Annotated in this window: 26 protein-coding genes; 8 read left to right on the top strand and 18 right to left on the bottom strand. The window is 55.8% G+C overall.

Annotation, left to right across the window (positions count from 1 at the left end):
• Window positions 1-12: 12 nt before the first annotated feature.
• Window positions 13-453 (bottom strand): secondary thiamine-phosphate synthase enzyme YjbQ, encoded by a 441-nt coding sequence (locus tag SH410x_RS03540; protein ID WP_473674677.1) that lies wholly within the window; start codon window positions 451-453, stop codon window positions 13-15.
• A gap of 482 nt (window positions 454-935) precedes the next feature.
• Between SH410x_RS03540 and SH410x_RS03535 the strand changes: the two genes are divergently transcribed.
• Window positions 936-1160 (top strand): hypothetical protein, encoded by a 225-nt coding sequence (locus tag SH410x_RS03535; RefSeq protein ID WP_473674675.1) that lies wholly within the window; start codon window positions 936-938, stop codon window positions 1158-1160.
• Window positions 1161-1396: 236 nt separating this feature from the next.
• Window positions 1397-2518, top strand: a complete 1122-nt coding sequence (locus SH410x_RS03530) for a Gfo/Idh/MocA family protein (RefSeq protein ID WP_473674673.1) — start codon at window positions 1397-1399, stop codon at window positions 2516-2518.
• Between the two features lie 541 nt (window positions 2519-3059).
• Here SH410x_RS03530 and SH410x_RS03525 read toward each other — a convergent pair.
• Together SH410x_RS03525 and SH410x_RS03520 are read right to left on the bottom strand one after the other, a co-directional pair.
• A complete protein-coding gene (locus SH410x_RS03525) occupies window positions 3060-3560 on the bottom strand; it encodes a tRNA (cytidine(34)-2'-O)-methyltransferase (RefSeq protein ID WP_473674671.1) in 501 nt (166 codons plus the stop codon).
• Window positions 3561-3596: 36 nt separating this feature from the next.
• The gene (locus SH410x_RS03520) at window positions 3597-3770 is read right to left on the bottom strand and encodes a hypothetical protein (RefSeq protein WP_473674669.1); all 174 of its coding nucleotides are present in this window, start codon (window positions 3768-3770) and stop codon (window positions 3597-3599) included.
• Between the two features lie 174 nt (window positions 3771-3944).
• On the opposite strand from SH410x_RS03520, the gene SH410x_RS03515 reads away from it, so the two are divergent.
• From SH410x_RS03515 to SH410x_RS03490, 6 genes are all read left to right on the top strand, one after another.
• Window positions 3945-4874, top strand: coding sequence for a MotA/TolQ/ExbB proton channel family protein (locus tag SH410x_RS03515; RefSeq protein ID WP_473674667.1), 930 nt, complete (start codon window positions 3945-3947; stop codon window positions 4872-4874).
• 2 nt (window positions 4875-4876) lie between these two features.
• Window positions 4877-5314, top strand: coding sequence for an ExbD/TolR family protein (locus SH410x_RS03510; RefSeq protein WP_473674665.1), 438 nt, complete (start codon window positions 4877-4879; stop codon window positions 5312-5314).
• The gene (locus SH410x_RS03505) at window positions 5311-5802 is read left to right on the top strand and encodes an ExbD/TolR family protein (protein ID WP_473674663.1); all 492 of its coding nucleotides are present in this window, start codon (window positions 5311-5313) and stop codon (window positions 5800-5802) included. Before SH410x_RS03510 ends, SH410x_RS03505 begins: the two co-directional genes overlap by 4 nt.
• Window positions 5803-5910: 108 nt before the next feature.
• Window positions 5911-6723: an anthranilate synthase component II gene (locus SH410x_RS03500; protein WP_473674661.1), complete on the top strand. Its 813-nt coding sequence runs from the start codon at window positions 5911-5913 to the stop codon at window positions 6721-6723.
• Window positions 6720-7325, top strand: coding sequence for a DUF447 domain-containing protein (locus SH410x_RS03495; RefSeq protein ID WP_473674659.1), 606 nt, complete (start codon window positions 6720-6722; stop codon window positions 7323-7325). The genes SH410x_RS03500 and SH410x_RS03495 overlap by 4 nt, the downstream gene beginning before the upstream one ends.
• Window positions 7322-8347, top strand: coding sequence for a GHMP family kinase ATP-binding protein (locus SH410x_RS03490; protein WP_473674657.1), 1026 nt, complete (start codon window positions 7322-7324; stop codon window positions 8345-8347). Before SH410x_RS03495 ends, SH410x_RS03490 begins: the two co-directional genes overlap by 4 nt.
• A gap of 7 nt (window positions 8348-8354) precedes the next feature.
• On the opposite strand, the gene SH410x_RS03485 is transcribed toward SH410x_RS03490, so the two are convergent.
• The 15 genes from SH410x_RS03485 to SH410x_RS03415 form a co-directional block, all read right to left on the bottom strand.
• A complete protein-coding gene (locus SH410x_RS03485) occupies window positions 8355-9101 on the bottom strand; it encodes a glycosyltransferase family 2 protein (protein ID WP_473674655.1) in 747 nt (248 codons plus the stop codon).
• 19 nt (window positions 9102-9120) lie between these two features.
• Complete coding sequence (locus SH410x_RS03480; RefSeq protein ID WP_473674653.1) at window positions 9121-9660, bottom strand: WcaF family extracellular polysaccharide biosynthesis acetyltransferase; 540 nt, start codon at window positions 9658-9660, stop codon at window positions 9121-9123.
• A 2-nt stretch (window positions 9661-9662) separates the two neighbouring features.
• Complete coding sequence (locus SH410x_RS03475; RefSeq protein ID WP_473674651.1) at window positions 9663-10832, bottom strand: glycosyltransferase; 1170 nt, start codon at window positions 10830-10832, stop codon at window positions 9663-9665.
• A 100-nt stretch (window positions 10833-10932) separates the two neighbouring features.
• A complete protein-coding gene (locus tag SH410x_RS03470) occupies window positions 10933-12312 on the bottom strand; it encodes a hypothetical protein (RefSeq protein ID WP_473674649.1) in 1380 nt (459 codons plus the stop codon).
• Window positions 12313-12506: 194 nt separating this feature from the next.
• Window positions 12507-13514, bottom strand: a complete 1008-nt coding sequence (locus SH410x_RS03465; RefSeq protein ID WP_473674647.1) for a glycosyltransferase family 4 protein — start codon at window positions 13512-13514, stop codon at window positions 12507-12509.
• Between the two features lie 187 nt (window positions 13515-13701).
• Window positions 13702-13878 (bottom strand): hypothetical protein, encoded by a 177-nt coding sequence (locus SH410x_RS03460; protein ID WP_473674645.1) that lies wholly within the window; start codon window positions 13876-13878, stop codon window positions 13702-13704.
• On the bottom strand, window positions 13862-15196 hold the full coding sequence (locus tag SH410x_RS03455; RefSeq protein WP_473674643.1) for a glycosyltransferase family 4 protein: 1335 nt from the start codon (window positions 15194-15196) through the stop codon (window positions 13862-13864). Before SH410x_RS03455 ends, SH410x_RS03460 begins: the two co-directional genes overlap by 17 nt.
• Window positions 15193-15732: an acyltransferase gene (locus SH410x_RS03450; protein WP_473674641.1), complete on the bottom strand. Its 540-nt coding sequence runs from the start codon at window positions 15730-15732 to the stop codon at window positions 15193-15195. The genes SH410x_RS03455 and SH410x_RS03450 overlap by 4 nt, the downstream gene beginning before the upstream one ends.
• 69 nt (window positions 15733-15801) lie before the next feature.
• The gene (locus SH410x_RS03445; RefSeq protein ID WP_473674639.1) at window positions 15802-16986 is read right to left on the bottom strand and encodes a glycosyltransferase; all 1185 of its coding nucleotides are present in this window, start codon (window positions 16984-16986) and stop codon (window positions 15802-15804) included.
• Window positions 16987-17198: 212 nt separating this feature from the next.
• Window positions 17199-18407 (bottom strand): glycosyltransferase, encoded by a 1209-nt coding sequence (locus SH410x_RS03440; RefSeq protein ID WP_473674637.1) that lies wholly within the window; start codon window positions 18405-18407, stop codon window positions 17199-17201.
• On the bottom strand, window positions 18404-19150 hold the full coding sequence (locus SH410x_RS03435; protein ID WP_473674635.1) for an FkbM family methyltransferase: 747 nt from the start codon (window positions 19148-19150) through the stop codon (window positions 18404-18406). The genes SH410x_RS03440 and SH410x_RS03435 overlap by 4 nt, the downstream gene beginning before the upstream one ends.
• 92 nt (window positions 19151-19242) lie before the next feature.
• Window positions 19243-20232, bottom strand: coding sequence for a glycosyltransferase family 2 protein (locus tag SH410x_RS03430; RefSeq protein WP_473674633.1), 990 nt, complete (start codon window positions 20230-20232; stop codon window positions 19243-19245).
• A gap of 11 nt (window positions 20233-20243) precedes the next feature.
• Window positions 20244-21428, bottom strand: a complete 1185-nt coding sequence (locus SH410x_RS03425) for a glycosyltransferase family 4 protein (protein ID WP_473677234.1) — start codon at window positions 21426-21428, stop codon at window positions 20244-20246.
• Window positions 21429-21476: 48 nt separating this feature from the next.
• Entirely contained in the window at window positions 21477-22595 is a 1119-nt protein-coding gene (locus SH410x_RS03420; RefSeq protein ID WP_473674631.1) for a glycosyltransferase, read from the bottom strand.
• Window positions 22596-22733: 138 nt separating this feature from the next.
• A complete protein-coding gene (locus SH410x_RS03415) occupies window positions 22734-23672 on the bottom strand; it encodes a class I SAM-dependent methyltransferase (RefSeq protein WP_473674629.1) in 939 nt (312 codons plus the stop codon).
• Window positions 23673-23715 lie beyond the last annotated feature (43 nt).

Genomic DNA, 23715 nt, shown 5'->3' with positions numbered 1-23715 from the left:
CGCGAAGCGTTGTCACCCGACGGCGTCGTTGATCGCGCGGCCCTGCAGGGTCAAGACGACGTGACGCGACGAAGCGTGATCACGGTGTTCGCAGAGGTAGATTCCCTGCCAGGTCCCCAGCCGCAACCGTCCGTCACGGACGGGAATCGTCACCGAGGCGCCCATCATGGACGCTTTGACGTGGGCGGGCATGTCGTCGGGCCCCTCGAGTGTGTGAACATAGGCAAGATTCTCAGGGACGATGTGATTCATCGCGGTTTCAAAATCCACCCGGACGTCGGAATCGGCGTTCTCGTTGATCGTCAGCGAGGCGCTGGTGTGCTGGATAAAACAGTGCAGCAAACCGACTCGAACCTGGGCAAGTTCGGGTGCGGCGGCCTCGATGGCGGCCGTGATCAAATGAAATCCACGCGAGCGTGGAGGCAAGCGGAGGTCGGTTTGCGTCCAAATCATCGCCGAAACTGTCCTGAATTAAGAAGACTTCGTAAAAAAAATAAAAAAACTTTGCGTGCCCGAACGGTCCGGAAGGTTGTTCCAAATGGCGCGAAAATGAGGTCGTCTGAGCCGTTCGCCTTGTTCGCATAGCAATCAACGCTTTTCTGTCAACCTCAACAAGGGCCCCTTCAAAATGGAGGCACAGTAAGATAGTGCCCCCTTGAACAATCTGTGTCGTTCTGGTTGCAATTTTGGCCCGCGGATTTACGTTACGAATTACCTGTTCGTTGCCAACCGACCAGTCCCAGTCAGCGTCATGGGTGATCGACTTTACGCGTGTTCGTGGCGAAAATTTTTCTTGACTACGGCCCAATCTCGCCAATAATCCTCTCGTGTGATGTCCGCCATCGAAACGAATTCACTGGCGAACGGTCAAGTTAATTTTTGTAGCCGCGAATCCCCGGACGGGGCCGCGGTGTCTCTGGGAACTCAGAAAACGTATGACTCATTGTAAGAACGTCTTCGAAGCAATCCTTCGCTATGGTCACGATGAAGACTTCAGCCCGCAAGAGGATGAACACTTCACCGCCACGGACGCCCCCGCTGGCAGTCCTGAGAAGATCGAGGTGCTCCGCCGCCGAGTCGAACTCGGTCAGCCGCTTTGGCATACCACCGACCGCGTGGATTACAGTGGACTGACCGGCGCGATTCGTCCTCGCGAGTAACCCGCCGCCCGCTCATCAATGCAAGTTGACCCAGAAACCTCGGTTGCCTCCACGCAATCGAGGTTTTTTCGTGGCCCGAGTCGTTGCCCGCACCCCCACCACTGTTCATCGTTTGCTATGATTGCCGCTGCGATGCGTATCAACTTCGGATCGGTCTCGGTCTCCGGCGGGGCCATGGTCCCATCCTACGAAATGATGTGTGATCCGCGGACTCTCACTCTCAGGACTCGCTTTTCGTGAAGCTTCGTGTCGGCCTGATCGGTCTTGGTGACCACTGGCAAACTCTTCATCGCCCCGCCCTGCGGATGCTCCATGAGCGTTTCGACGTTCGTGCCATTTACTGCTCGGTATCGAAACTTGCAGAGAATGCAGTCACGGAATTTCAGGCGGATCCGGTCGACGGATACCAGGCAATGGTCGGCCGTGATGATATTGACGCCGTCCTGGTGCTCGAACAGTCATGGCTCAAACACCTCCCCGCGCTGGCCGCGTGCAGTCATGGCAAAGCGATCTACTGGGCGGGTAGCTTAGACTTTGACCCGGTCGCCGACGCTGGTTTCCGCCGGTCTGTCGAGGATTCGGGCGTCGCGTTCATGGCCAGCTTCCCGCGACGTTTTGCTCCCGCGACACTCCGCCTGAAAGAACTCATTGCGACGCATCTCGGCCCGCCCCGGCTGTTGTTCTGTCACAAACGTCTTAGTCTCCTGGAGCAGCAAACACGTTTGTCACGGCGTGGCGACCCGACCGATCCCGTCCGTGGTCGCCAGCACGAGCACGGGGGCAGCGAGCACGCGACCGAAACCGCTCGTGGACATATCGAGGCCCGGGCGACGATGAGAAACCAACTCATCGAACTGATTGATTGGTGCGCCTACGTCGTCGGTGGTAGCGCCGAGAGCGTGATGTCGGCAAATGGTGACTCCACCAGCCCCTGGGATTACCGAGCGTTGAGCCTGCAGTTTGCGGCTCCCAGCAGGACTCCACACAGGCCACAGACGGACCGAGCACCTACCAACCGAGGCGCGGTGACTGCCCAGGTCAGTTGCGGCAACTACATTCCCGCCAAATGGCAGGAAGCGATTGGGTTTCGCCCGCCCGCAGCGATGCAGGTGTGCTGCGAAAACGGCGTCGCCTTCATCGACCTGCCCGGCACCCTGGTCTGGTTCGATGATGCAGGGCGGCATCAGGAGTCGCTCGAGAGCGAGTCGCCGGTCGGAGAGAAAATGCTGTCGCAATTTCACCGCGCCGTCACCAGTCTGGTGCGAAATCTCAGCGGGCTCGAAGAAGCCTTCCAGGCCTCGGCCATCCTCCGAGCGGCGGAACAGAGCAGCGCGAATGGGCAACGTGTCCTCATTTGATGGTCGACCGCAAAAAAATGGAAGCCAGGCCCTGCAACCTGTGAATTCTTGATTAAATCGCCTCATCTCTCGCCAACAAACACCCGATCAATCTTGCAGCAAACGGCGTGTTGCCTAAAATGCATTCAGCAAGCCTTGTGAGGCTTGTCAGGTTTCAGCCCATAACATCGGCAGAGGGATCATTTTCAGGGTTCGCCTGAGTCAATCCAAGGCACGTGCAGTAGCACGCCGAGACTCACGCGTTTCTCCCAGCGGCTCCATTTGCCGCCGCGTGGCTGAAACCGAATTGGACCGGCAGGTCGTCTCGATGGAGATAGCCTGCCGGTTTTTTTATGCGCTCACCAGGATCAGCACCGCAGGCAAAGCCATCCGGCAGGCATCGCTCCACCCGACTAAGAGCAGGCACTCAGTCGCCTGCCGTGCCCGCAAACATCTCGCTTGCAGCGCGCCCGGCACGACTCCGCCGAAGAAGTCCTCTGGAACGGCGAAATTCGAACTGAGCGACCGGATGGGCGGCCCGCCCCGGTACCATTGCGGCCGTTCAACTCACCATCGAGCACTGGCGAAGATGTTCGTACAGCACGATCCCAGCGGTCGTGGCGAGGTTCAGGCTGCGAACCAAGGGCTGCGTCGGCAGACGGACCGCTCGCCCGTCCTGGGGATCGAGGATTTGAGCCGGCAAACCACTCGTTTCACGACCAAAGACAAACACGTCGCCACGGCGCAGCGGTGCGTCCCAGAGCGTGCGTTTGGCAAATCGCGACAAGAAATAAAAGCGGGCTGGATCAAGCCGCTTCGTCAACGTATCCCAGTCCGGCACCATTTCAATATCCAAATGTTGCCAGTAATCCAGACCTGCCCGCCGCAGACGCTTCTCCTCAAAAGAGAACGCCGCAGGCTGCACGATCCATAACTTTGCCCCCACCGCGACGCAGGTGCGACCAATATTACCCGTATTTTGTGGGATTTCTGGCTGGTAGAGCACCACGTGGGCGGGCGGATCGAGTGCCTGAGTGGCTGGCGTCGGAGAAGGTTTTTCCATGTGATCTTTGGTGGAATTGCAGGGCTGGGGAGTAAATTACAGCGACAGAGCCCAGAACAGGACAATCATCAACAACAACGTCCAGGCGGTCCATTTCCACATCGCCGGCAATCCGCCGCTGCGTGTGCTCGCATCAGGAAACTCCTGCTGGACAAATTCGTCATAATCGTCATCGTCCCACTCGTCCGTGTCGTCCCAGTCGTCCGTCATGGTGATGTCTCCAAAATGCCCTCTTCAGGGTGATGCCAGCGAGCATGATGTCGATTATTCTATCAGTAGTGGCCAACCAACGCGGATGCCACTGCCCTCCACCTTTTCTCGGATCACCCGCGCCGCGGATGATTCAACGTCTCGATTCCAACCGGTTCTCCTGAAGGTCTCTCAATGAAATCTATTTCCGCCCCGTTGAGCGACGCTTTCTCCAGCAGGAGTCTCGCGTCCTGGCTTGCGATTTTCGTCATTGGTCTGTCGCTGTCCAGCCCGCTGGTACTCTCCACCGCCAGCGCTCAAGACGATGCCGCGGCCGAGTTTGGAGGTGGCGACGAAATGGAAGCGCCCGCCGAGCAACCCGCTGATGCTGGGGGCGGTGAGGTGATCGTCGAGGAGGAGGTCGCAGGCCCGGCCGACGGCGGCCAAGCGGGCGCCAACGGCGGTGCGGACACCAAGAAGAAAGACCAGTCGCTACTGACCTGGTTCATCAAATCGCTCGGCATCCCTTACGTGATTGTCTTCCTGGCGCTCTCGGTGACACTCGTCTCGCTGTTCGTGATGAATATGTTGGCCGCCCGCCGCGACACGCTTTGCCCCCATGATTTGGTTGAGGAATTCGGCCAGCGACTCGACGAGAATGACAATCAAGGTGCCTATGACTTAGCCAAGAACGACGAATCGGTCCTCGGCCAAGTCCTGGCTGCGGGTCTCGCGAAAGTCTCGCGAGGCTACCCCAAGGCACTTGAGGGCATGCAAGAGGTTGGCGAAGAGGAAAGCATGAAGCTCGAACACCGACTCAGCTACATGGCGCTGATCGGCAACCTCAGCCCCATGATCGGATTGTTCGGCACCGTGCAAGGGATGATCGCATCATTCCAGGTCATTGCCAACGGCGGGACGACCCCCGAGCCATCCGCGCTCGCCGAGGGTATTTCCACCGCACTGTTCACCACCCTGGTCGGTCTATTTATCGCGATCCCCGCGATCGCAGCCTACAATATCCTCCGCAACCGCGTCGCACGCTTGTTGCTTGAGGTGGGCGTCGAAAGCGAGAACCTGATGAGCCGCTTTGAAGACACAGCGCCCAAGGCCGGAGGTCGCTGAGCATGCGTGTCAAACGAAAGCCGGCTGACATGGCCGAAGGCGATATGACGCCGATGATTGACATGACGTTCCAGTTGATCGCATTCTTTATGGTGCTGATCAACTTCGCCCAAACCGAAGCGAACGATCATGTCGTGCTGCCCAACAGCCAACTCGTCAAACCGCCCGAAGCCCCCCTCGAATCGCCCATTGTTCTCCATGTCGCCGCCGATGGGCGAATTTATTTGGGCGGCGACGACTACACTGCCGAAACCCTGCGTCTCGGTCTCGACCGCGAACTCGCGGTCATTCGCGGTGAAGGCAAAACGCCCGCCGATGCCAACGTGGTTATCCGGGGACACAAGGACTGTGCGGCTGGCGAGATTCAAGAAATCGTGCGGGTTTGCCAGGACTCGAAACTCGTCAACTTCGCCCTGCGAGTGAAAGAGGACAAGTCATGAAAATCCGCAACCCACCGGCTCCGGAGAAGAACGAGCTGAACATGACGAGCATGATTGATATCGTGTTCCTGTTGCTGATCTTCTTCGTGATGACTTTCAAAGTCGTCGAACTCGAAGGCGACTTCAGCATCAAAATGCCGTTGGCGGGCACCTCCAACGCGACCATCGATCCAACGGACCTGCCGCTGAAACTACGATTGCTCGCCGATGACACCGGGAACCTCTCGGGGATGAAACTCAACGATATTCAAATGGGCATCGGGACCGCCGGGTTCGACAAACTGCGTACCACGATCGTGGGGCAGATCGCCTCGGCAGGCCCCGTCGCCGAAGAAGCCGGTGAGGGTCCGGAGGTGGAAATCGATACCGATTACAATCTGCGATATGAGTATGTGATTCGGGCGATCACAGCCGTCAGCGGCTACAAAGATGGCAATCAAGTCGTCAAATTGATCGAGAAAATCAAATTTGCCAAACCACGGCGCTAAGCGTCGATCTGAAAAGGGGGCTGACCCTTTCCAGACATTCTGCTTACTCATTGCCCGGAAAATCACGTGAGAGGGTCAGCCCCCCTTTTCGGTTTTGCTGGAATCATCGTGATCGTACTGCTCGATAACTACGACTCCTTCGTGCACAACGTGGCGCGATACCTGCGGCTCGCCGGCAAGGCGACGAGGGTGATCCGCAGCGACGCAATCACGGTCGACCAGTGCTACCAGTTGCAACCCGAAGCGATCGTGCTCTCGCCGGGGCCTCACCGGCCCGAGCAAGCGGGATGCTGCCTCGATGTCGTCGGGGCACTCGCCGGCGAGATCCCCATCCTCGGCATCTGTTTGGGACACCAGGCGATTGCCGCTGCGTATGGCGGCAACGTGATCGTCTCTCCGCCCGCCCATGCGACGGCCTCGATCATCAACCACAACTCCACAGGCATCTTCAGCGGCTTGCCGCAATCGATCTCAGTGGGGAGGTATCACTCCCTCAGCGTCGATGCGGCAACCCTGCCAACGTCACTCGACATCACCGCCTATACTTTGGAAACCGCCGAGTCCCCATCCATCGTGATGGGCGTTTCCGATCATGCACGCTGCGTCCACGGGGTGCAGTTTCATCCCGAGTCATTGCTGACCGAGCATGGCCATGATCTGTTTCAGAATTTCTTCGCCCTGGTCGATCGCCATCACCAACGCGCCCGCCGTATTTTCGGTGCAAGTGTTGGTACCGGGCGCCCCGTCGTTTGGATGTCACGGTCCGGTTATCCCCACCGCGAGCTGGAATCGACCGAAAACACAAACACCATACCGACGACCGCTCTGTATCGCAAATCGCCTCTCCCCACGCTCTCAATCGCCCAACCGCGACCGCTGCCGGCACGCACAACTCCGCTAGCCGGCGAGGCGCCCCAATGATCCTGGAATCGATTGTCACGACCGTCAGTCCCCAGGGACAAGTGAACATTGCACCGTTGGGCCCGATCGTTCGCCCGCCAAGGGCCAACGAAACGCTGCCCACATTTTGCCTACGTCCCTACGAAGGCTCACGCACCTGCCGCAACTTGCTGGCGACTGGAAAAGCTGTCATTCATGTCACCGACGACGTGCTGCTGCTCGCTCGAACGGCCATTGGAAGCGTCGACCCAACCGGGCTGACCTGCCCGGCCGAACAAGCCTCCTCCGGACACGTTCGGCTCCGCGATTGCCACCGCTGGTTCGCCATTGAAGTCACGCACGCGGGCGGCACCCCTCCACGGCACGAGTTGATTGCAGACTGCGTTGCCGAGGGAGTCGTTCGGCCGTTCTTCGGATTTAACCGAGCCAAACACGCGGTCATTGAGGCCGCGATCCTGGCGACACGAATCGGCTTGATCGCCCCGGCGCAAATCGAAGAAGAGTTGCAGCGATTGTGTCTCCCCGTGCAGAAAACGGCGGGGCCGGACGAGTTGGCGGCCTTCGAACTCGTGCAGGCCTACATCGAGCAGCACTTAACGTCCATGGCCGAGAATCCGGCATGACGCAGCGACTTCGGATCACGACAGGCGCTCGTTTGCACTTCGGGCTGCTCGATGTCGCCGCGCCGTTTGGCGGTTGCGGCGTGATGATCGACACGCCCCAAACGATCGTGACCGCGAGAGCGTCGACCGCTTTCTCGTGCACGGCAAATGAGAAGAATCCCGATTCCCAGGGCCGCGAACTCCACCAGCGTGCTACCGCGATTGCCCAGCGAATTGCTGATGCGATAGGCTCACCGGCGCGTCTACCGCCCGTCGACATCGAGGTGCTCGACGCGGCACCCTCCCACACTGGACTGGGCAGCGGCACACAGCTCTCCCTGGCGATCGCGGAAGCGATCCTGCGAGTGACACCGGTCTCGCCTTCGCTAAACCTGGCTGCTGACCTGCGGAGCATGCCGCCGCGAGAGGGCAAACTCTGGCTCGGTGCCGCAGATCGCGGCAGACGCTCAGCGGTCGGCACCCACGGGTATTTGAGTGGCGGGTTCATTGCCGAGGGACTCACGCCCGCGACCGGCAACGTTCCGCTCAACACACTCGACATACGCTTGGAGATGCCGCCCGCCTGGCGAGTTGCAATCCTGCTGCCGATCGCGAAGGCCGAGAGTGCCGGTACCGTCAGCGGCGATCAAGAGCAGGCCAAGTTCGATGCACTCGGCCCTGCGGCGGCCGAGCGTCGCGACGCACTGGCGAATCTTCTCAGGACGCGGCTCGTGCCAGCAATTCAAGATGCTGACTTCGCGTCCTTTTGTGCCGCTACCACACTGTACAACCAACGCAGCGGCGAACTATTCGCTCCCGTCCAAGGCGGTGCCTACAATGGAGTCGCAACCACACGACTGATCGCACGGCTGCGCGCCGCAGGATTCACAGGGGTCGGCCAAAGCAGCTGGGGACCGGGAGTGTTTGCTTGGCACCCTGATGAAGCATCCGCCACGCAGTTCCAACAGCGTTGGAACAGTTCCGATCTCCAAGTCTTCATCGCACGCCCTCTGTCCACCGGCCGCCTCGCTGAAATGGACTAGCCTCGGCCTACCGCAAAAACTGCGGTAGTTTCCTCAGCGGCTTGGTCAGCCGCAATCCCCACGGCGGCAGCAGACCGTTGCTGACCCACGCATCACGATCATCCGCGTTGGCGCTAATCCGATTGCGGAGAGATGCGTTGCTCGCACCACCGACTCGCATCTTGACCATCACCTGCGGCAGATAACGCATCGCAACTTGATGCTTCACCATCATCCGTACCAGCAGCTCGTAATCGGCCGCCGTCTTCATGCGATCATTGAACACACCGAATCGTTCATAGCACCGCCGCCGCAAATACACCGTGGGATGAGGTGGCATCCAACCACGGCGAAATTTGGAGACCTCGTACTCACCTGATATCCACTTGCGACGAACACGTCCGGGCGACTCCGCGTCGACATAGACCAAATCGCCGTAAACGCCATCGATGGCTTCGTCGGCCAGCCCATCGGAGACTCGCCGGAGCACGCCCTCATCGGCGAACCAGTCATCCGCGTGAAGAAATCCGATCACATCTCCGGTCGCCGCCGCAATCCCTTTGTTGAGTGCGTCATAGATCCCTGCATCCGCTTCGCGAATGGAACGTGTCACGCGATCCCCATAACTTGCAACGACACGCGGTGTCTCGTCCGTCGAATTCCCATCAACCACGACAAGCTCCACCTCGACATCGCGCTGAGCCAAGACCGAGTCAATCGCATCACCGAGGGTATCGGCCCGGTTGTAGACCGCCGTAATGACCGAGATTTTCATTCTTTCGCCTGTACTCTTGTCAACGAACCACAGTCTTCACAATCGCTGGGTTGCCCCACACGGTCGTGTCGGCCACTACATTTCCCAGAACAACACTGCCAGCCACACACATGCTGTTCGGGCCGATCGTCACCCCGGGAGCGACAAACACTTGCGCCGCCACCCAAGAGCCATCCTTGATCTCGATCGGCTTGGTCACCAGATCAAACCCAGGCCGATCAAACCGATGCGACCCTGTGCATAAAAACGCTCGCTGAGAAACACAGCAATGCGACCCGATGGTCACCTGATCGAGCGAGAGAATCATCACGTCCTCACCGATCCACGAATAATCCCCCACCGCCAACCGCCATGGAAACGAGATCTTCACACCAGCTCGAATCACGACTCCGTGTCCAATCGATGCACCGAACCAGCGGAGTAGCCCCACACGAATGCGAGAGGGCAAGGGATACGGCAGCGAGAAGAACAGAAACTGGACGATCGCCCATCCGATCTGCTTCGGCCGACTCGCTCCGCGGTCAAGATTTGATCGATAGTTCAATAGGTTGATGGGCATCGTCAAACACTCCTGACACAGTCAGGCCGATCGCCACCGAGCAGCCATTGATAAACCGCTTGCGTGCTCGCAGCAATCTTCGGCCATGAAAACTCATCTTCGACCAGCGTCCGACCTGCTTGCCCCATTCGATCCCGCTGCACATCGGTCGACTGCATCAGATCTCGCAGCCCCACGCCGATTCCCTCCACATCGGTGGTGACTGAAATCGCCGCATTTCGCTCGAATCCAACGGGCAGATTGCACTCAGGTGTCATCACAACCGGCAGACGGTAGGCCCATGCCTCTAAGATTGCCATCGGCAATCCCTCTGAAAAGGAAGTATGCACGAACCCATCAGCCTCTCTCAGCAAGCGATCCTTTTCATCCCCAAATCGGGGCCCTAAGAACAGCACGCTTTGGGAAACCCCCAGCGTCTCAGCCAAGTCTTTCAGCTCTACCTCATGATCATCTTGGCCCCAACCGACGATTTGCAGCACCCAGTCCGAGCTCATCGAACGCTCCAGCTTCGCCCAGGCTTGAATCAAATTGATCAATCCCTTCTTGGCATGAATTCGACCGATGTATAACAGCGATTTACGGCCGTCCACCTGTTCTTTCCACGGCGCGTCTTGAGCCGCTGGCGCATTGCGCGGGGGCGGCAGCGAAATCCCGTTGGGGAGAACACAGACCGGGTTCTTGCAACCAAACGCTCGTATCGATTGCAACTCCGACTCATTCAGCGCGTGCAAACAACTCGCTTGGTCCAACACGCGTCGCCCAAACAACGCCCCCGCTACTCGCTTTTTCAAGCGTCCCTGCCGCAACGCCCAAGGATCCAGCATTCCATGCGGCGAAACGACATAAGGAATTTGCTTCGCTTGAGCAAAACGCTGACACTGCCAGGAATGGTACATCCACAATCCATGCACGTGCATGATGTCCGGCATACGTTTAGCCAAGTGCGTTTCAACTTCGGATGAGTATCCAAACGACTTGGGGCCCACCGGGTCAAACGTGGTAACGTTGACCGGTGGCCAAGAACTTTGGTCAGCCTGCGTATGGTCATCCCTCGGAGCCAGTATATCCGTATCGACACCGCACTCCACGAGCGACTTCGCCAGCGAATTGAGACAAAAATAGATTCCGCCTGCGTTTCGTGAAGCGGAAAGAGTTAAAAATGTTGCACGCATCGAAAAACTGCTCAATACCTATCCACGGGAATGACCAACGACAAGAGGATGCGGATCGACACGGCACTGCGAGACAACGATTTGTTTACCAGGGCACCCTTCACCCCATGGCCGCCCGGGACTCATTGGCGCGTTCACGCCGCTCCCAATACCAAATCACCATCCATCCAAAGATGAACGGGTAAAGAGTTAACAGCGTGATGTCACGTCCCATGTTAAAGGTGAGAATCAAACCGAGTGCGTATAGGAGCAAACGAGCCGGGCGAGTCCCCATGCGATCTTGCCGGGCTAGGACACCACACCAAACCGCCATCAGCAATGCGGCAGCGACTGGCCCGAGCCAAGGCCCAAAATTCACAACGCCCTGGCCGATCATTCCGGTTGAGATTGTAGCGAACACACCGGCACTCCCCGCGTTCCCGCCGCCTTGGCCGCGAGCGATCGCATAGTCGATTCCGATCAAGGGTTTCCCTGGCCAAATCACACGAGGGATCGGGTTGACCGCCTCGGCAAAATACCGCATTCCCCAGTTCGGTTCGTAACTGCCTTGGTCGATAAACTTGTTGATCCAGCCAAGCTCCTCGCCCATGTTCAAACCAAGATGCTTGGTGCTTGCCGCTTCACGCAAGCTCACCCCACCGGAAAATGCCGAGGCAATACTTTTGCTTGTTCGATTCTCCAGGACGAAACTAAACCACAGACTGGTGATGATGAATCCCATACCGATATAAGCGAGCTTGACTGACAACCGACCACGCACCCGTCCGAAAACCCAGGCACCGAAACCGGGGATCACCGTTGCCAGCATGGTGTTTCGCGTACGATCAAAAATGTAATAGGGAAACGCCAGCAGACAAACGACGAAGGCGATTCGACGTGTTTGTTGATTTCGGGACAGAGCGAGAATCACGCCGAAACTAGCTGTCACAAAAATCTGAAAATAGCCTGCCAACGCAAGCAACGCGTCAATCCCGCCGCCAATACGGTTCCGAGACCAAGGCTCTGCCTTGTGGCCCAGGTAAGGCGCGAACAGGCCAACGACATCGCCTTGAACCAGATATAACGCGACCAGCATCAACGCGATCCAAATGCCCAGCAACGGCTTGCACAGCAAATCAAGCTTGGCCTGCAAGTGAGGTTTATCCAGCGGACGCCGTTCCAAAATCTCAACCGCTTGGCTGGGGCGTTGCTCACCGGCAAGACTCTCGGCCACCGGAGGGGTCAAGAGCATGAATGCCCCCACGAAAAGACACACTTGCCACCACGCCTTCTCCAAGGCCTCGTCACCGATCGTCAAGCAGTAGCGGGCGTAATCGTTGTAGAGCACATCACCCACATACCATATCGACACCGTCACGATGACGGCCAGGGCTGGAATTCCCCAACCACGGCGACGCTGGTTCCATGCGTACATTCCAGCCATCACCAGCAACAAACAGGCGATCACGAACGAAAACGGAAAGAGGGTGAAATCAGGCATCAGTGAAGAATGCGTTCCAGGCTGGAATCGTCAATGCGTTTTGGGGGGATTTGTATTTAATTAGCAGAGCACGGAGGACTCTCGAAATCTGGGGCCAGTAAGTGGGAAGATGAAAATGCGATGACTTCGCCCTGCCTTGGATTCCATCGCAACTTCCGATTTGATGAAACCATGCACGATTCTGCCTTCGTTCATCACGTGAGCTCCATGAGGCGTTCGCCAAGTTGTTCGATGCCGAACGGTTCCGACGCGTTCGCCCAGGGCAATTCGTCAGCATGCTCCAACGCATGCACCAACGCTTGGGCAATGGTCCCAGGTTCCAAATCATCGAGCAAATAACCGTTCTGACCGTGGGTGACCGCCGCGCCACAGTGTTTTGACGCGATCACCGGAACTCCCGCCGCCAATGCCTCTAATTGCGTTAACGCATATCCATCCGAAAGCGTCGGCAGGATAAACACGTCCGATTGGCTGTAAACGTCCATCACCTCCCTGCGCCGGACCGGACCGACCCACTTCACATTTGGCAGATCCGCCCAAAACGAAGCATTGATCTCCGATGGTCCCGCCAATGTCAATTGAATGCGTGAATCATCTCGAAGCAGCCCCATCGCTTCGATCAAACGCCCGACGCCCTTGCGAAGGTTGATTTGGCCGAGGAACAAGACGTTCAAAGATTCGCGGTGCTGTCGTGGAGGCTTCCAACCTGTCGATTCAGCCGAGACGCTGACACGTTGGAAGCCGGTGCTACGAAATACCAGCGGAATCACGTCTACTTTCTCGGTATCAATCCCCTCGGTCGCCAAACATTCCGCCGACCAAGCCGAATTGACCACAATCCGGTCGGCCAGCTCCATCTCACCCCGCCAATCGTCCCAATACGCCGTCGGTGCCGGCCGCCAATGCGAAGGAACATGGGCGTAGCGTTCGTGCTCAGCCACCACGATCCGCTCCTCCTCCGGCCCCGGATCGATCTGCCCGATCACGTTCAACCAACCCCGCTGCCGGCATATTGGCAGCAATCGCGAAGCGGTGTAGCTGTACGAGAAGAAGCGACGCTCCGAATCGTCGACACGCCCCAGTTCCGCAGCCACGCGATCTTGGAACCATTCATTGCGATGCCGAATTCGATCCCAGCCTTGAAGACGTTTCCGACGCGCCGAGAATTCCTCTCGAATAAACGAAGCCGGCCAAGCTTTCACGGGCGCGTCCGCGAGGTCGCCGTGATACCGATCATGCCACCGAGACAGCGCCGGCACCTTCCGCAGCCAAGAGCCCGGCGGACACCAAACATCCGTCAACAGTCGATCCAGTCGTCCGGCGGCGTGCAAGGCACGAGGAATCGCGAAATGCTCGCGTGCCCCAAGCTGGCAAACGATCCAAGGGAGGCTATTGCGGACTTTGTCGCTCCAGTTCCGAGAAGAGTTTTTCAAGTTCAACGGTCCAGCCCGCTAACACCTCGCCACCATCGATTCGACCAAAATCGTCAACCATCATGACCGCTTCAGGCGATATCAAGACCGCCGCATGGGAGGCCGCTGCATAAGAATCATTGATGGTCAACATGCTCCGATGATAACCGATCGTTCACCCCAGGAACATTCAGCAGGTTTTCCTGGAGCAGCCTCCTTAGCCCTTCGCCAAACGCTGACATCGGCGCCCGTTCTTCGACCAGTTCTCGAGATCGTCGCCCCCATCGCCCTGCGTCGCCTGGCGGCATCCGCAAGAACTCCCGAATCGCCGCCGCCATCTCATTGACATCCGTCGGATCAAATAAAATCCCGTTTTCTCCAGGCACCACCAACGTCTCCGCAGCCCCGCCGTTCCGACTGGCCAGGATCGGTAATCCCGACGCCATCGCCTCATTGATCACTAACCCCCAAGGCTCACTCGTCGCCGGATGAAAGAACGCCGAAGCGCGAGCGTAATACTGTGGCAAAGCATCGATCTGCTCGAACCCCGGAAAAAACACCCTCGGCCCGTCAGATAGGCTGCCCGCCTGTCGTGATTCCTTTTCCACCCTAACTCGATTCGTCCGTAAGGAGTCATCTTCCTCACCCCAAGGCCGCCCCTGGACCACATCCAACCCCAACGCCCGCGCAGAATCGACCAACGACTGCCGCAGCGGCCCATCTCCCAGCAAACAAAGATCCCAGCCGCTCTCTGGCGGATCCCCATGGCTCGAGCGGGCGGTCTTCGTGGCTTTCCCAAACGCCTCGATCGCTCGATGCAAATTCTTGATCTCGACAAACCGGTTGCTCGCCAACAAAAACGGTCGCCTCTCGTCCAACTCGTCGCTTCTCTCACGCCCCACCGCGCCTCGAAAGAACCCATTGTCGACGACGTTGTACCCCATCACAACGCGAGACCGCGGCATCCCCAGTTGATGAAGATAATCAGCATGGGAAGCCGCCCCCACGATCGCCGCATCAAACCGACGCACCCGCCGCGACTTGATTACTTCCTTCCACCACCGCCTCGCCCCATCGGCGGCCCGGGTCTCGCTCATCAGGATCGATGTCCGCTCGTGCTGGCGGCACCAGCCCAAGCACGCCAAAGCGTCCTGGCTCGCCCATCCTGCAATCGCAATCCCATCGGGGGCCAACTGATCCAACGTGGATCCCATGCGACGCCGCACTTCAGCGGGACGAATCGACTCATACGCTCGCCCCGGAAACAGCGTTTCGATGCAACCAACTGGCAGCCCCGCCGCCAACAGCGATTCGTCCGAAGTCGGGTCTTCCCAAGCGTAGGTCGCGTCGGAAGAACACACCTGCAAACCATGCACCTGCCACCCGAATGCAGAAAGCGATACGCAAGCCGATTTCAACCGCGCCACATGGTACGGGCCGAAACGAACGAAATGCAGGAGCAGCTTTTTCATACCAACCAAGGATGATAGTCCAACTGATAGTCAAGATCGCGGTTGCGTGCTCCAATTGGTTTGGCAGGCACACCGGCAACAATCGTGAAGGGTTCCACGTCTTTGGTCACGACTGCCCCAGCCGCAACCACTGCTCCTTCGCCAATTGTGACCCCCGGCATCACGAGAGCACGATATCCAATCCAAACGCGATCACCGATGATCACATCGCCACCACGATCTTCAAACGTGGGACTTTGCGGATCATGCCCGAGCGTCAAAATGGTCGCCTCAGGCCCCATGCTGACATCACAGCCCGTCACGATCTTGAACTTGCGGCCGTCCAACAAGCAACCAAAGTTGATAACATTGCGATCACCCAAGTGCACCTTGCGTCCATTTAAAAACCGGCATCCCAACTGAACACTCGCGTTCTCGCCAAAAGCGCCTAAGAAAATTCTCAAATACCACTTTCGCAATACGCGGGATGGAATCCTCCCCAACACGGAATTGTAACCGTAGGAAAGCAGGCCTCCCAAAATGAGACGAATATTCATCATGCGAATCAGCTTTAGACTCAATTAACAATACGGTTTCTTTATGGATTTCAGTAGTTGAAAAATGCATCAACCAAGGCTGTGAATCACTGACTCAGCATTCTTTTGCCATCCATGATCTCGTCGAAATGCATCCCATGACCTCTGGTGATCAAAATTGTGGGACATAATTAATTGTCCGAGGCCAACTTCAACAGCCTCGGAATCATCAGGCGACACCCAAATCCCAAGTTCATACTTTTCGACACACCGACGCAACGGACCAGCCCCACTGCTAGCCAAAACGGGTATTTCAAACTGCGATGCCAACGATAGCACTCCACTCGCAGATCGAAAGTCGGCCGAGTACAGGAGCAACAACATGTCCGCCGCATGGAAATACCGATGGACGGCAGTATCAGCGACAAACTCGTTGACCCAGTGGCAGCGATCCGCAACACCGACTTGATCCGCCAACTTCCTGTACTCAGCAATGGAACGCTGGCTACTGGATTGCTCACGTCCAACAACCAAGAGGTGTAGGTTGGCAAACTTAGCCAGGACGCGAATTGCAAGGTCCAAGTTCTTACCGTCGCGAACGTGGCCGAACGAAAGCATTACTTTCGCCGACGATGGGATCCCAAACGACTTGCGGACAGTTTCCCGCAAATGCTCCGTCCCCGGATCCGGAACACGGTATGGGCCATGCGGGATGACCTCCACATGAACTTTGCGTTGGGGGAACCCAAAATCGATCTCAGTATCGTCGTGAAGAAACGCCACATCCACAAAGCAATACGCTTGTGCGACACAGTAGTCGTGCCAAATCTTTGGTCCAATGCAAAAATCTCGCACTGGGTCATGCACGACCGTTCCCATGCGGACTCCCTGTCGACGCAGACGGACTAATGGGCGAACCCAAAATGGTGAAAAGTATTCAGCATAACTTGCAAATAGTACATAGGAGGCGTCGCGTTGCTTAGTCAAATCCACCAACTGCCTGGTTTCACGGCGAAGCCGTCGGATCCAGCTTAGCGTCTTCGCGATGCGACCGCGTCTTGGTTGGTGTTCTTCGAGGGCAATGAATTCAATTTGCGGCGCAATGCTCTCAAGCGCCGATCGCATGTGCGTGCAGCCCAAGAAAACCACCCTGGCACCCGCATCAGAGAGTGCGGCCGCCTGGTGCACGGCATATTTTGCCAGCCCACCTTCGCCAACGGGGGCGAAGTAGACCCATGTGCCATTGCCTTTCGTTCGTTCCGGACGTGTGATCATCCGGCTAAAAGTCTCGATGCCACACGAAGTCGCCATTGAGGTGTTTTTTCTTCTTCAATTCGAGAAGACTTAAAAATCGGTCTGGCCACCACAGGCAACTCGTTGCCTTGCCGGTCTTTGTTCCATCGATGATCAAACACTTCCACAGCAGCCGACAGAGTTGGTTTTGATCCCATCGAGAACGAACAACACGAGGTTCTATTGAAACCGAACTAGCTTTGGGGCGTGTGCAGGCGGTCAGCAAACGTCTTAACGCAAAAATGCTTTCTTGCGTTTGCGACTCCGTCGATCGCTGGCTGTGCGAATCGTTGCCACTGCGTTTCAATCTCCCAGATCGCATGGCTAAGCGAATCTGAATCATCCAGTTCGCAGGGAAGCCCGACGCCGAACTGATTGACCTGTTCCCACAGCGTGGTTTGGCGAGTTGCCACCACAGGCATCCCACGAACGATCGCCTCGATCACCACTCGCGAAACACGATAGCGGTAGGGTTCGCGATATGGAAGCAGCATCACATCGGTCGTGGCCAACTGCTCGTCGTAGCCGCCCTCGCCAAAGTACTCGCGAATGTAGGTCACACGATCATCGGCAACCAAGTTTGGGTCTGGTGAGATCAGCTTGCCTTCCTTGTCCTGGAAGTCACCGAGCCACTGAATCGAGAACCGTGACTTGGTTTCAGGGTGCGCGTACAAGTGTTTGCGAATTGCAGCCTGCAAAAGATCGCTCCCCTTTTCATGTCTTGCTGCACCGTAACATCCAAAGTGCAGCGATTGCTCGTTGGTGGTCAGCTTATTGGCGTTAGCTTCCATTTCCACCGGATGAGGCAAGTAGGTGAAGGGAACGCCCGTAGCCCTGGTCATTGCGTCTCGCATGCTATGTGTCTCGACGCCCAGAACCACTTGCCCTGACTTCACGCCATCAGCCAATTGGCCGATCAACCATCCGAACAGACGCGCCGTCGGATCGCCGCCCAGCATCGCCTCGCCCGTTTGATCGTTATGTGTCAGCGGGGTGTTCGGAAAGAACAGCAATAACCGGGTATCGGTATACCGTAAGGTAGATTGGTATAGTCGCCACCATCCAATCAAGTGGTGCACCAAAACCGTCGGGACAAAGACAATGTCAGCATCGGGATTGCATTTGAACCAACGTTTCATTGCTCGCATCGTGCTCCAGCCATGCATCGGCACTCGCCAGTAGCGTGTCAACCGTCCCGCATCGTCTCCCAAGCGATTCCAAATTGAATCCGGTAGTACACAGTGCACTTCAGGTTGATTGGCAATGAAATCTTCTGCGGAATGGTCAGCCAAGATCGTCACGTCATGACCCAGCGAATGTAGGCCAACGCGGAACGTTTCAACGTACTCCGACCAGTGGCCTTTTCGGTTTTTCAGCGCGTCTTCGACAATCAACCACCTCATTGATTTGCTTCCTGCAATGCCGCTGACTCGCAGAGCAAGTGAAATGTATCTCCAATAGATCCCTCACTAATGACTTCACAGACATATCCCTCATCAGACAAAAATCTCATCACGTCTTCTCGGCTGTCACCGAAGCGAAGAAGATCTGTGGGATGTACTTCCAAAGCGATATAGGGTTGATCACGTCGCAGAAGTTCCTTGCCACCTCGCAAAACCTCCAGTTCGGCTCCCTCTACATCAATCTTGAGAACCTTGATTTTGTTGGCGCCAAAGTTGAAGTCGTCTAACCTATAATTCGGAACTTGGCACGTGCTATTGCCACTTGCTAAAGAGGCCGTAACGGACAGACCATCGTCAGGAATTTCAAACGCTATCGACTCAGCAGTGCTATTGGAAACGGCCCCTTCGATAACCTGCACGACTTCATTGAGCTGATTGAAATCAACATGTCTTCGCAATAGCTCCAAGTTACCCGGAACCGGCTCAAACGCGAAAACCCTCCCCTGCTTCCCAACAGTTTCAGCAGAAAACAGAGTGTGTATACCAAAATTTGCGCCGACATCTACAAACACTGCACCTTGACCTAAGTGATCATGGAGCGTCTTCAACAGCGTGAGCTCTGCACCAAAATCCCAGCGACGAAGCGTGGTATCTACACGAAACTGCTTACCGCCAATATCAACTGGGTAACCTTTGTTGCCATACAAAAGGCTAAACAAGAAATCCCGAATAGCTGCGCTCATATTTGAGTCGTCCTGTGTTTGAGTTTTGAGCAGGCCCGTATATCATTGGGCTCCGTTTCGACAGAAGCATCGTCCCACTCAGCGACTGACACCTACGGGCGGTGCGAAAACAGCCGTCTAAATTGTTCAAAACGCGCTATGCCAACGATCGACCGAAGATACATTGACAGACCAATTTCGGGCCCATGCGCACGGCGCATCTTGAGCCAGTTTCCGGCCTCGACCAAAGCCTGATCGGCCGTTTCTTGGTCAGATCCCAATTGAGCACGCCTGTAGAGGTCGCTGTAAAGCCGAATAATGGACTCGATTTGACCAGCTGAAATCTGCTGATTTTGCTGCCGCAGAAAATCCAGATTTGCTTGCACCGCCTTGTGGTTACCACGAAACCAAACATCGGGTGTGAAGTTCGAACGACAGCCTTCAACCTGCGTGCGGTACATCGCACCGGCGAAGTCTGAATACGCAATGCTTGCACCCTGGATCAACTGAAACCAGAATGCAGTATCTTCAGCCAAAAAGCCATCTAGTTCTTCATTCCATCTGCGTGCGTCCAGCCAGTCCCGACGAATGATTGCCGAGTGTATTGCCCAGCAGGTAAACGCGACCGCGGAATCAACTGTCTTGTCTGGCTGATCGAAGCCAGCGGGCAACATCAACTGAAAGTCATCGCCCGCGAAACCGCTGCTCGGATACTGCAACCATGGCGACGCAACAATCACACAATCAGATTGCGTTTCAGCAACCAGAAGCATTCGTTCTAAGTACTCAGGCTTGATAGCATCATCTGCATCAAGGAACAAAACCCACCGACCATTGGCTTTTTCAATCCCAAAGTTCCTGGCTGCTCCAGGACCAGCAACGCAATCGGATGCATCAAAAAACTGGATCCTTCGATCCGATGTCAACGACCGAGCAATGCCTGGACCTTCGTCGCAGGAATTGTTTTCAACAACAATCGCTTCCCAGGCCGACAGAGTCTGCGCGGTCAAAGATTCTAACGCATCACGTACGTAGGGTCCCTTATTATGCAAAGTCACCACGACGGTCACTGCAACTTCGTTGTTGCATCGCAATTCCTCCACGGAGGAGCTCCCTAACAAGATTCACTCTCCCCTAAAGCCAATCGATAGGAACGTTCAAATCGCTTCACGATGCACGGCCAAATGAATTCCGAAGAAACGTCGCGACATCTTTCACCGATCCGGGCGCATCTTTCTGGATCAGAGAGCAACGCTCCCAACGCCTCTGCCAATTCTGATGGAGCGAGAATGTTAAAATTCTCCTGTTCGTCCATCGTTCCAACAAGAAGGCCTGCATTGCCATTGGCGAGTAGCTCGATCAACACGGGCAGACGACGAGCCAAGACCGGTTTCCCGTAACGACCGGCTTCCATGTAGACGAGCCCAAATGACTCACCCTCTGATGGCACACATAGAACGTCACATGCAGCGAGTGCATTGTGTTTCTCACTCTCGTCGGAAAAGCCTAAATCCAGGATTAGTGGCCCCTCAGCCAATGGCGTGTCGCCAGGTGGGCCGATACACACAAGGCAAACGTCGCTTCTCTGCTGTGACAGAATCTCAAATGCCTTTATCGTGACATCATACCCCTTATTTCGATCGTGCCTCCCAATAAACAGGATCATCCTCCTGTCTATTTCGTAGTGATCGCGAAACGTCTTCGAATCACCATTGGAACGATCTTCAATCCCATTACCGACAACGTCAAAGTTCGCCTGAGGCAAAAACGCTTTCAGATGCCGACATTCATACTCCGTATGAACAAGAATCCGACACGCGCGACGGTACATCGCGATGTCAAGCGAGGCGTCACCGACATCGTTCGGATGACACGTTGGCTGCACAACAAACGGCACCTCGTGCCGAGATGCCGCATCTGCCGCAAGATATCCTATAAACGCTGTCGATTGACCGACGTGGTGAATCACGTCAAATCCTCGAAAGCAGTTTCGGTTCCCAAAACGCCCCTGCCATATGAACAATCGCATTGCAAGTTTTTCGAACTTCTTTCGCACCGAAAGCTTTAATGCAAGCCATTGAATGGGCCTTAGCCATCGCTGAAATCGTAGTGTCCTTACCGGGATGCCCTCGACGACCCCACTCGCGTCTGCTTCATTGAAATAGACACACTGCGCGAGCGTCTTTGGAACCTCCGTGAATGCACGGGTAATCACCGTAACTTCATGTCCGCACGATACTAGGTGTTTCGCAAGTGACTGCGCATGTGCCTGTAGCCCACCTGTTCCAGGCTTGAACATCCAGATGCTGATTGCGATCTTCAATGGTCGGTCGTGGTTCATTATCTATCAGTGAGGTTCGACGCGTTGACTATTCGGCAATAGAAGTTCATCCAATCCGCGTTTGAGAGTAGCGTAGACCTGGTCAGGGTTGAAGTGCGTCGCTCGCATCGTTGCTGCATTGCTGACAAGTTCTCGTTGCAATGTCGCATCAACTGCCAATTCACGCATGGCGCTCACAGCAGCCTCCGGTGAGGGATCTGTCACACAGATCCCCGAGCCGAATTCCCGGGCCACTTTGACGGCAGTGCAATACTCCGGCCCCCATACGAGCACTGGCTTCTCATATTGAATGTAGTCCAGAAATTTTGTCTTGAAGCTCGTGCTCTCAATCAATCTGGAATCCTCACCAAACCCCATTGGCAAGAGAAACGCATCTGTTCGCCCAAACTCAGCCTTCAGCCTCGCAAATTCGCGGAACCCATGAAACGTTCCGTCTTGCCTGTGCCTTTGTTCGAACTCCGGAGACCAATCATGAAATGCTCCGTAGACGTCAATTCGTACTCTCGGATCATCTGCAAGCAGGTCCATTATCGCGCCAACTTGGCCACCGTACCAATGAGCGAGGTTGCCCGCAAAACAGAAGGAATAGCCTTTTCGTGATCGCTCTGCGGCACTTGGGGAGGCAGTATCCGAGGAAGCAATAGGGTAAACAACCCGTACATTCGGATGCTCCCCGAGCTCTTCTTTCATTCCTTGCGAAATACAAATCGCCAAATCTGATTTCTGGTAAAGTCGCCTATAAATCCGATCCATGAGCGGCACCGCCCATCCATGTTGCGATGACGCGTAGTTAGCCCAATCCATGAAGTAACACACGAACGGAACACCAAGCTCCCGAGCCAAACGAAGCGCATTGGAGGCCAAATGCGTTTCAGCAACAGTGAAAACTAAATCCGGATTAAACTCTCGCGCCGCCTTCTCCAGATGATCATTTCCGAGGAAGGGCTGGGCCAAATGAGTAAAATCGTTTGCCCAGTTAGCGAAACGGGTCCGTTTAGCACGACTTACGAGACGGTGCTCCGGAATAAACCGATGGAAAACATCAACAGGTCGATCCACAGGATTGGTCGTCGCAATCCCGATCTCAAAATCGTCGCGTTCAACGAAATGACGATACAGAAGCAATCCCCCCCCCATTGTCTGAGACGGAATCGTATGTGACGCAATAAGGATTCTCGGTCTTACTCGAACCTCACTCACAAACGCCCTCCTATGAAGCTACCTTCTTGCTCAAGACCCACCGAGCAGGTATCGACAGGCAATCTAACGAGAAACACGTTCCATCCAAAAACTTGCTGGGTGTACACTCTGCGGGTCGTAAGTAGAAAAGGCCTCAGCCAACTGCTTGGGATGAGTCCGATGCATCCATGATCCCCCCCAGCGCACCTGAAATCCCCGGCTTTCGATTAGCAAAGCCTGCAGCAAGTACTGCTCATTCCAAAAACGATGATGGTCGATAACCCATGAGTGTGGATAGTCGAGTGGAAGAAAAACATCATGCACATGAACCTGCACTCCCACTGCGAGCTCGGGAAGCACCTCTAAAAACTCGTAGTGAACGTCGCTTCCTGCTTTACACACATGCGATGAGTCGATAAACAGGACATCTCCTGCCTGAAGGGTCTTGAAGAACTCGAGCGGCACCTCCTGGACCTTTTCCACCCTTAGGTCAACTGGATACTCCAGTGATTTGTTCAGAAAACTTGGCGGATATGGCTCAATTGCTGTCAACACACCACCGGCTCCCTCAGACTTATTCTTTGCCATCGCACGGGCAGCGATCAGCGTCGAGTATCCGGAGCCAATTTCCACAAATCGCTTGGGCCTAAACTTCCGAACCATACAATAGAGCATCTCCGCATCGACGGACTCAAAACTCGTGTTACCGAACTGAAATCGCGGCGTATCGTCAGACGTCAGATCTTTGATCTCTTCGTATTCGTCTCGAAAACCCTCAACAACTTCAGCAAGAAGCTCGAGCTGCCCCTCTTCGTTGAATTCGATGCCCGACATCCTTGATTCCTGGGAACCCCAGGCGTGACCAAGATCAGACGTGTCCGGAATTGCGCTATAGAAGCTCACAGGAACAACGTGAAATCCATTTGACTGCCAAAGCTCAAAGTACCTTGGATCGTATGCAAAACGCGCCATAACACGTGCAAGAATTTTTGATATCCCGTCCCGCAACATTTGCTTGATCATCGAAGGCTCATCTCTTGATTTCGAATATACAGGTCAGAAAAGT

Source organism: Rhodopirellula sp. SH410 (genome assembly GCF_055811895.1).
The sequence above is the reverse complement of the archived record's forward strand: the minus strand, read 5'-3'. Positions and strand labels throughout refer to the sequence as shown.

Excerpts from the sequence above, each read along its gene's own strand:
- SH410x_RS03540 (WP_473674677.1), bottom strand. The coding sequence starts at position 453 with ATGATTTGGACGCAAACCGACCTCCGCTTGCCTCCACGCTCGCGTGGA.
- SH410x_RS03535 (WP_473674675.1), top strand. The coding sequence starts at position 936 with ATGACTCATTGTAAGAACGTCTTCGAAGCAATCCTTCGCTATGGTCAC.
- SH410x_RS03525 (WP_473674671.1), bottom strand. The coding sequence starts at position 3,560 with ATGGAAAAACCTTCTCCGACGCCAGCCACTCAGGCACTCGATCCGCCC.
- SH410x_RS03520 (WP_473674669.1), bottom strand. The coding sequence starts at position 3,770 with ATGACGGACGACTGGGACGACACGGACGAGTGGGACGATGACGATTAT.
- SH410x_RS03515 (WP_473674667.1), top strand. The coding sequence starts at position 3,945 with ATGAAATCTATTTCCGCCCCGTTGAGCGACGCTTTCTCCAGCAGGAGT.
- SH410x_RS03510 (WP_473674665.1), top strand. The coding sequence starts at position 4,877 with ATGCGTGTCAAACGAAAGCCGGCTGACATGGCCGAAGGCGATATGACG.
- SH410x_RS03505 (WP_473674663.1), top strand. The coding sequence starts at position 5,311 with ATGAAAATCCGCAACCCACCGGCTCCGGAGAAGAACGAGCTGAACATG.
- SH410x_RS03495 (WP_473674659.1), top strand. The coding sequence starts at position 6,720 with ATGATCCTGGAATCGATTGTCACGACCGTCAGTCCCCAGGGACAAGTG.
- SH410x_RS03490 (WP_473674657.1), top strand. The coding sequence starts at position 7,322 with ATGACGCAGCGACTTCGGATCACGACAGGCGCTCGTTTGCACTTCGGG.
- SH410x_RS03485 (WP_473674655.1), bottom strand. The coding sequence starts at position 9,101 with ATGAAAATCTCGGTCATTACGGCGGTCTACAACCGGGCCGATACCCTC.
- SH410x_RS03480 (WP_473674653.1), bottom strand. The coding sequence starts at position 9,660 with ATGCCCATCAACCTATTGAACTATCGATCAAATCTTGACCGCGGAGCG.
- SH410x_RS03475 (WP_473674651.1), bottom strand. The coding sequence starts at position 10,832 with ATGCGTGCAACATTTTTAACTCTTTCCGCTTCACGAAACGCAGGCGGA.
- SH410x_RS03470 (WP_473674649.1), bottom strand. The coding sequence starts at position 12,312 with ATGCCTGATTTCACCCTCTTTCCGTTTTCGTTCGTGATCGCCTGTTTG.
- SH410x_RS03460 (WP_473674645.1), bottom strand. The coding sequence starts at position 13,878 with ATGTTGACCATCAATGATTCTTATGCAGCGGCCTCCCATGCGGCGGTC.
- SH410x_RS03455 (WP_473674643.1), bottom strand. The coding sequence starts at position 15,196 with ATGAAAAAGCTGCTCCTGCATTTCGTTCGTTTCGGCCCGTACCATGTG.
- SH410x_RS03450 (WP_473674641.1), bottom strand. The coding sequence starts at position 15,732 with ATGAATATTCGTCTCATTTTGGGAGGCCTGCTTTCCTACGGTTACAAT.
- SH410x_RS03445 (WP_473674639.1), bottom strand. The coding sequence starts at position 16,986 with ATGATCACACGTCCGGAACGAACGAAAGGCAATGGCACATGGGTCTAC.
- SH410x_RS03440 (WP_473674637.1), bottom strand. The coding sequence starts at position 18,407 with ATGAGGTGGTTGATTGTCGAAGACGCGCTGAAAAACCGAAAAGGCCAC.
- SH410x_RS03435 (WP_473674635.1), bottom strand. The coding sequence starts at position 19,150 with ATGAGCGCAGCTATTCGGGATTTCTTGTTTAGCCTTTTGTATGGCAAC.
- SH410x_RS03425 (WP_473677234.1), bottom strand. The coding sequence starts at position 21,428 with ATGTTCAAGCCTGGAACAGGTGGGCTACAGGCACATGCGCAGTCACTT.
- SH410x_RS03415 (WP_473674629.1), bottom strand. The coding sequence starts at position 23,672 with ATGATCAAGCAAATGTTGCGGGACGGGATATCAAAAATTCTTGCACGT.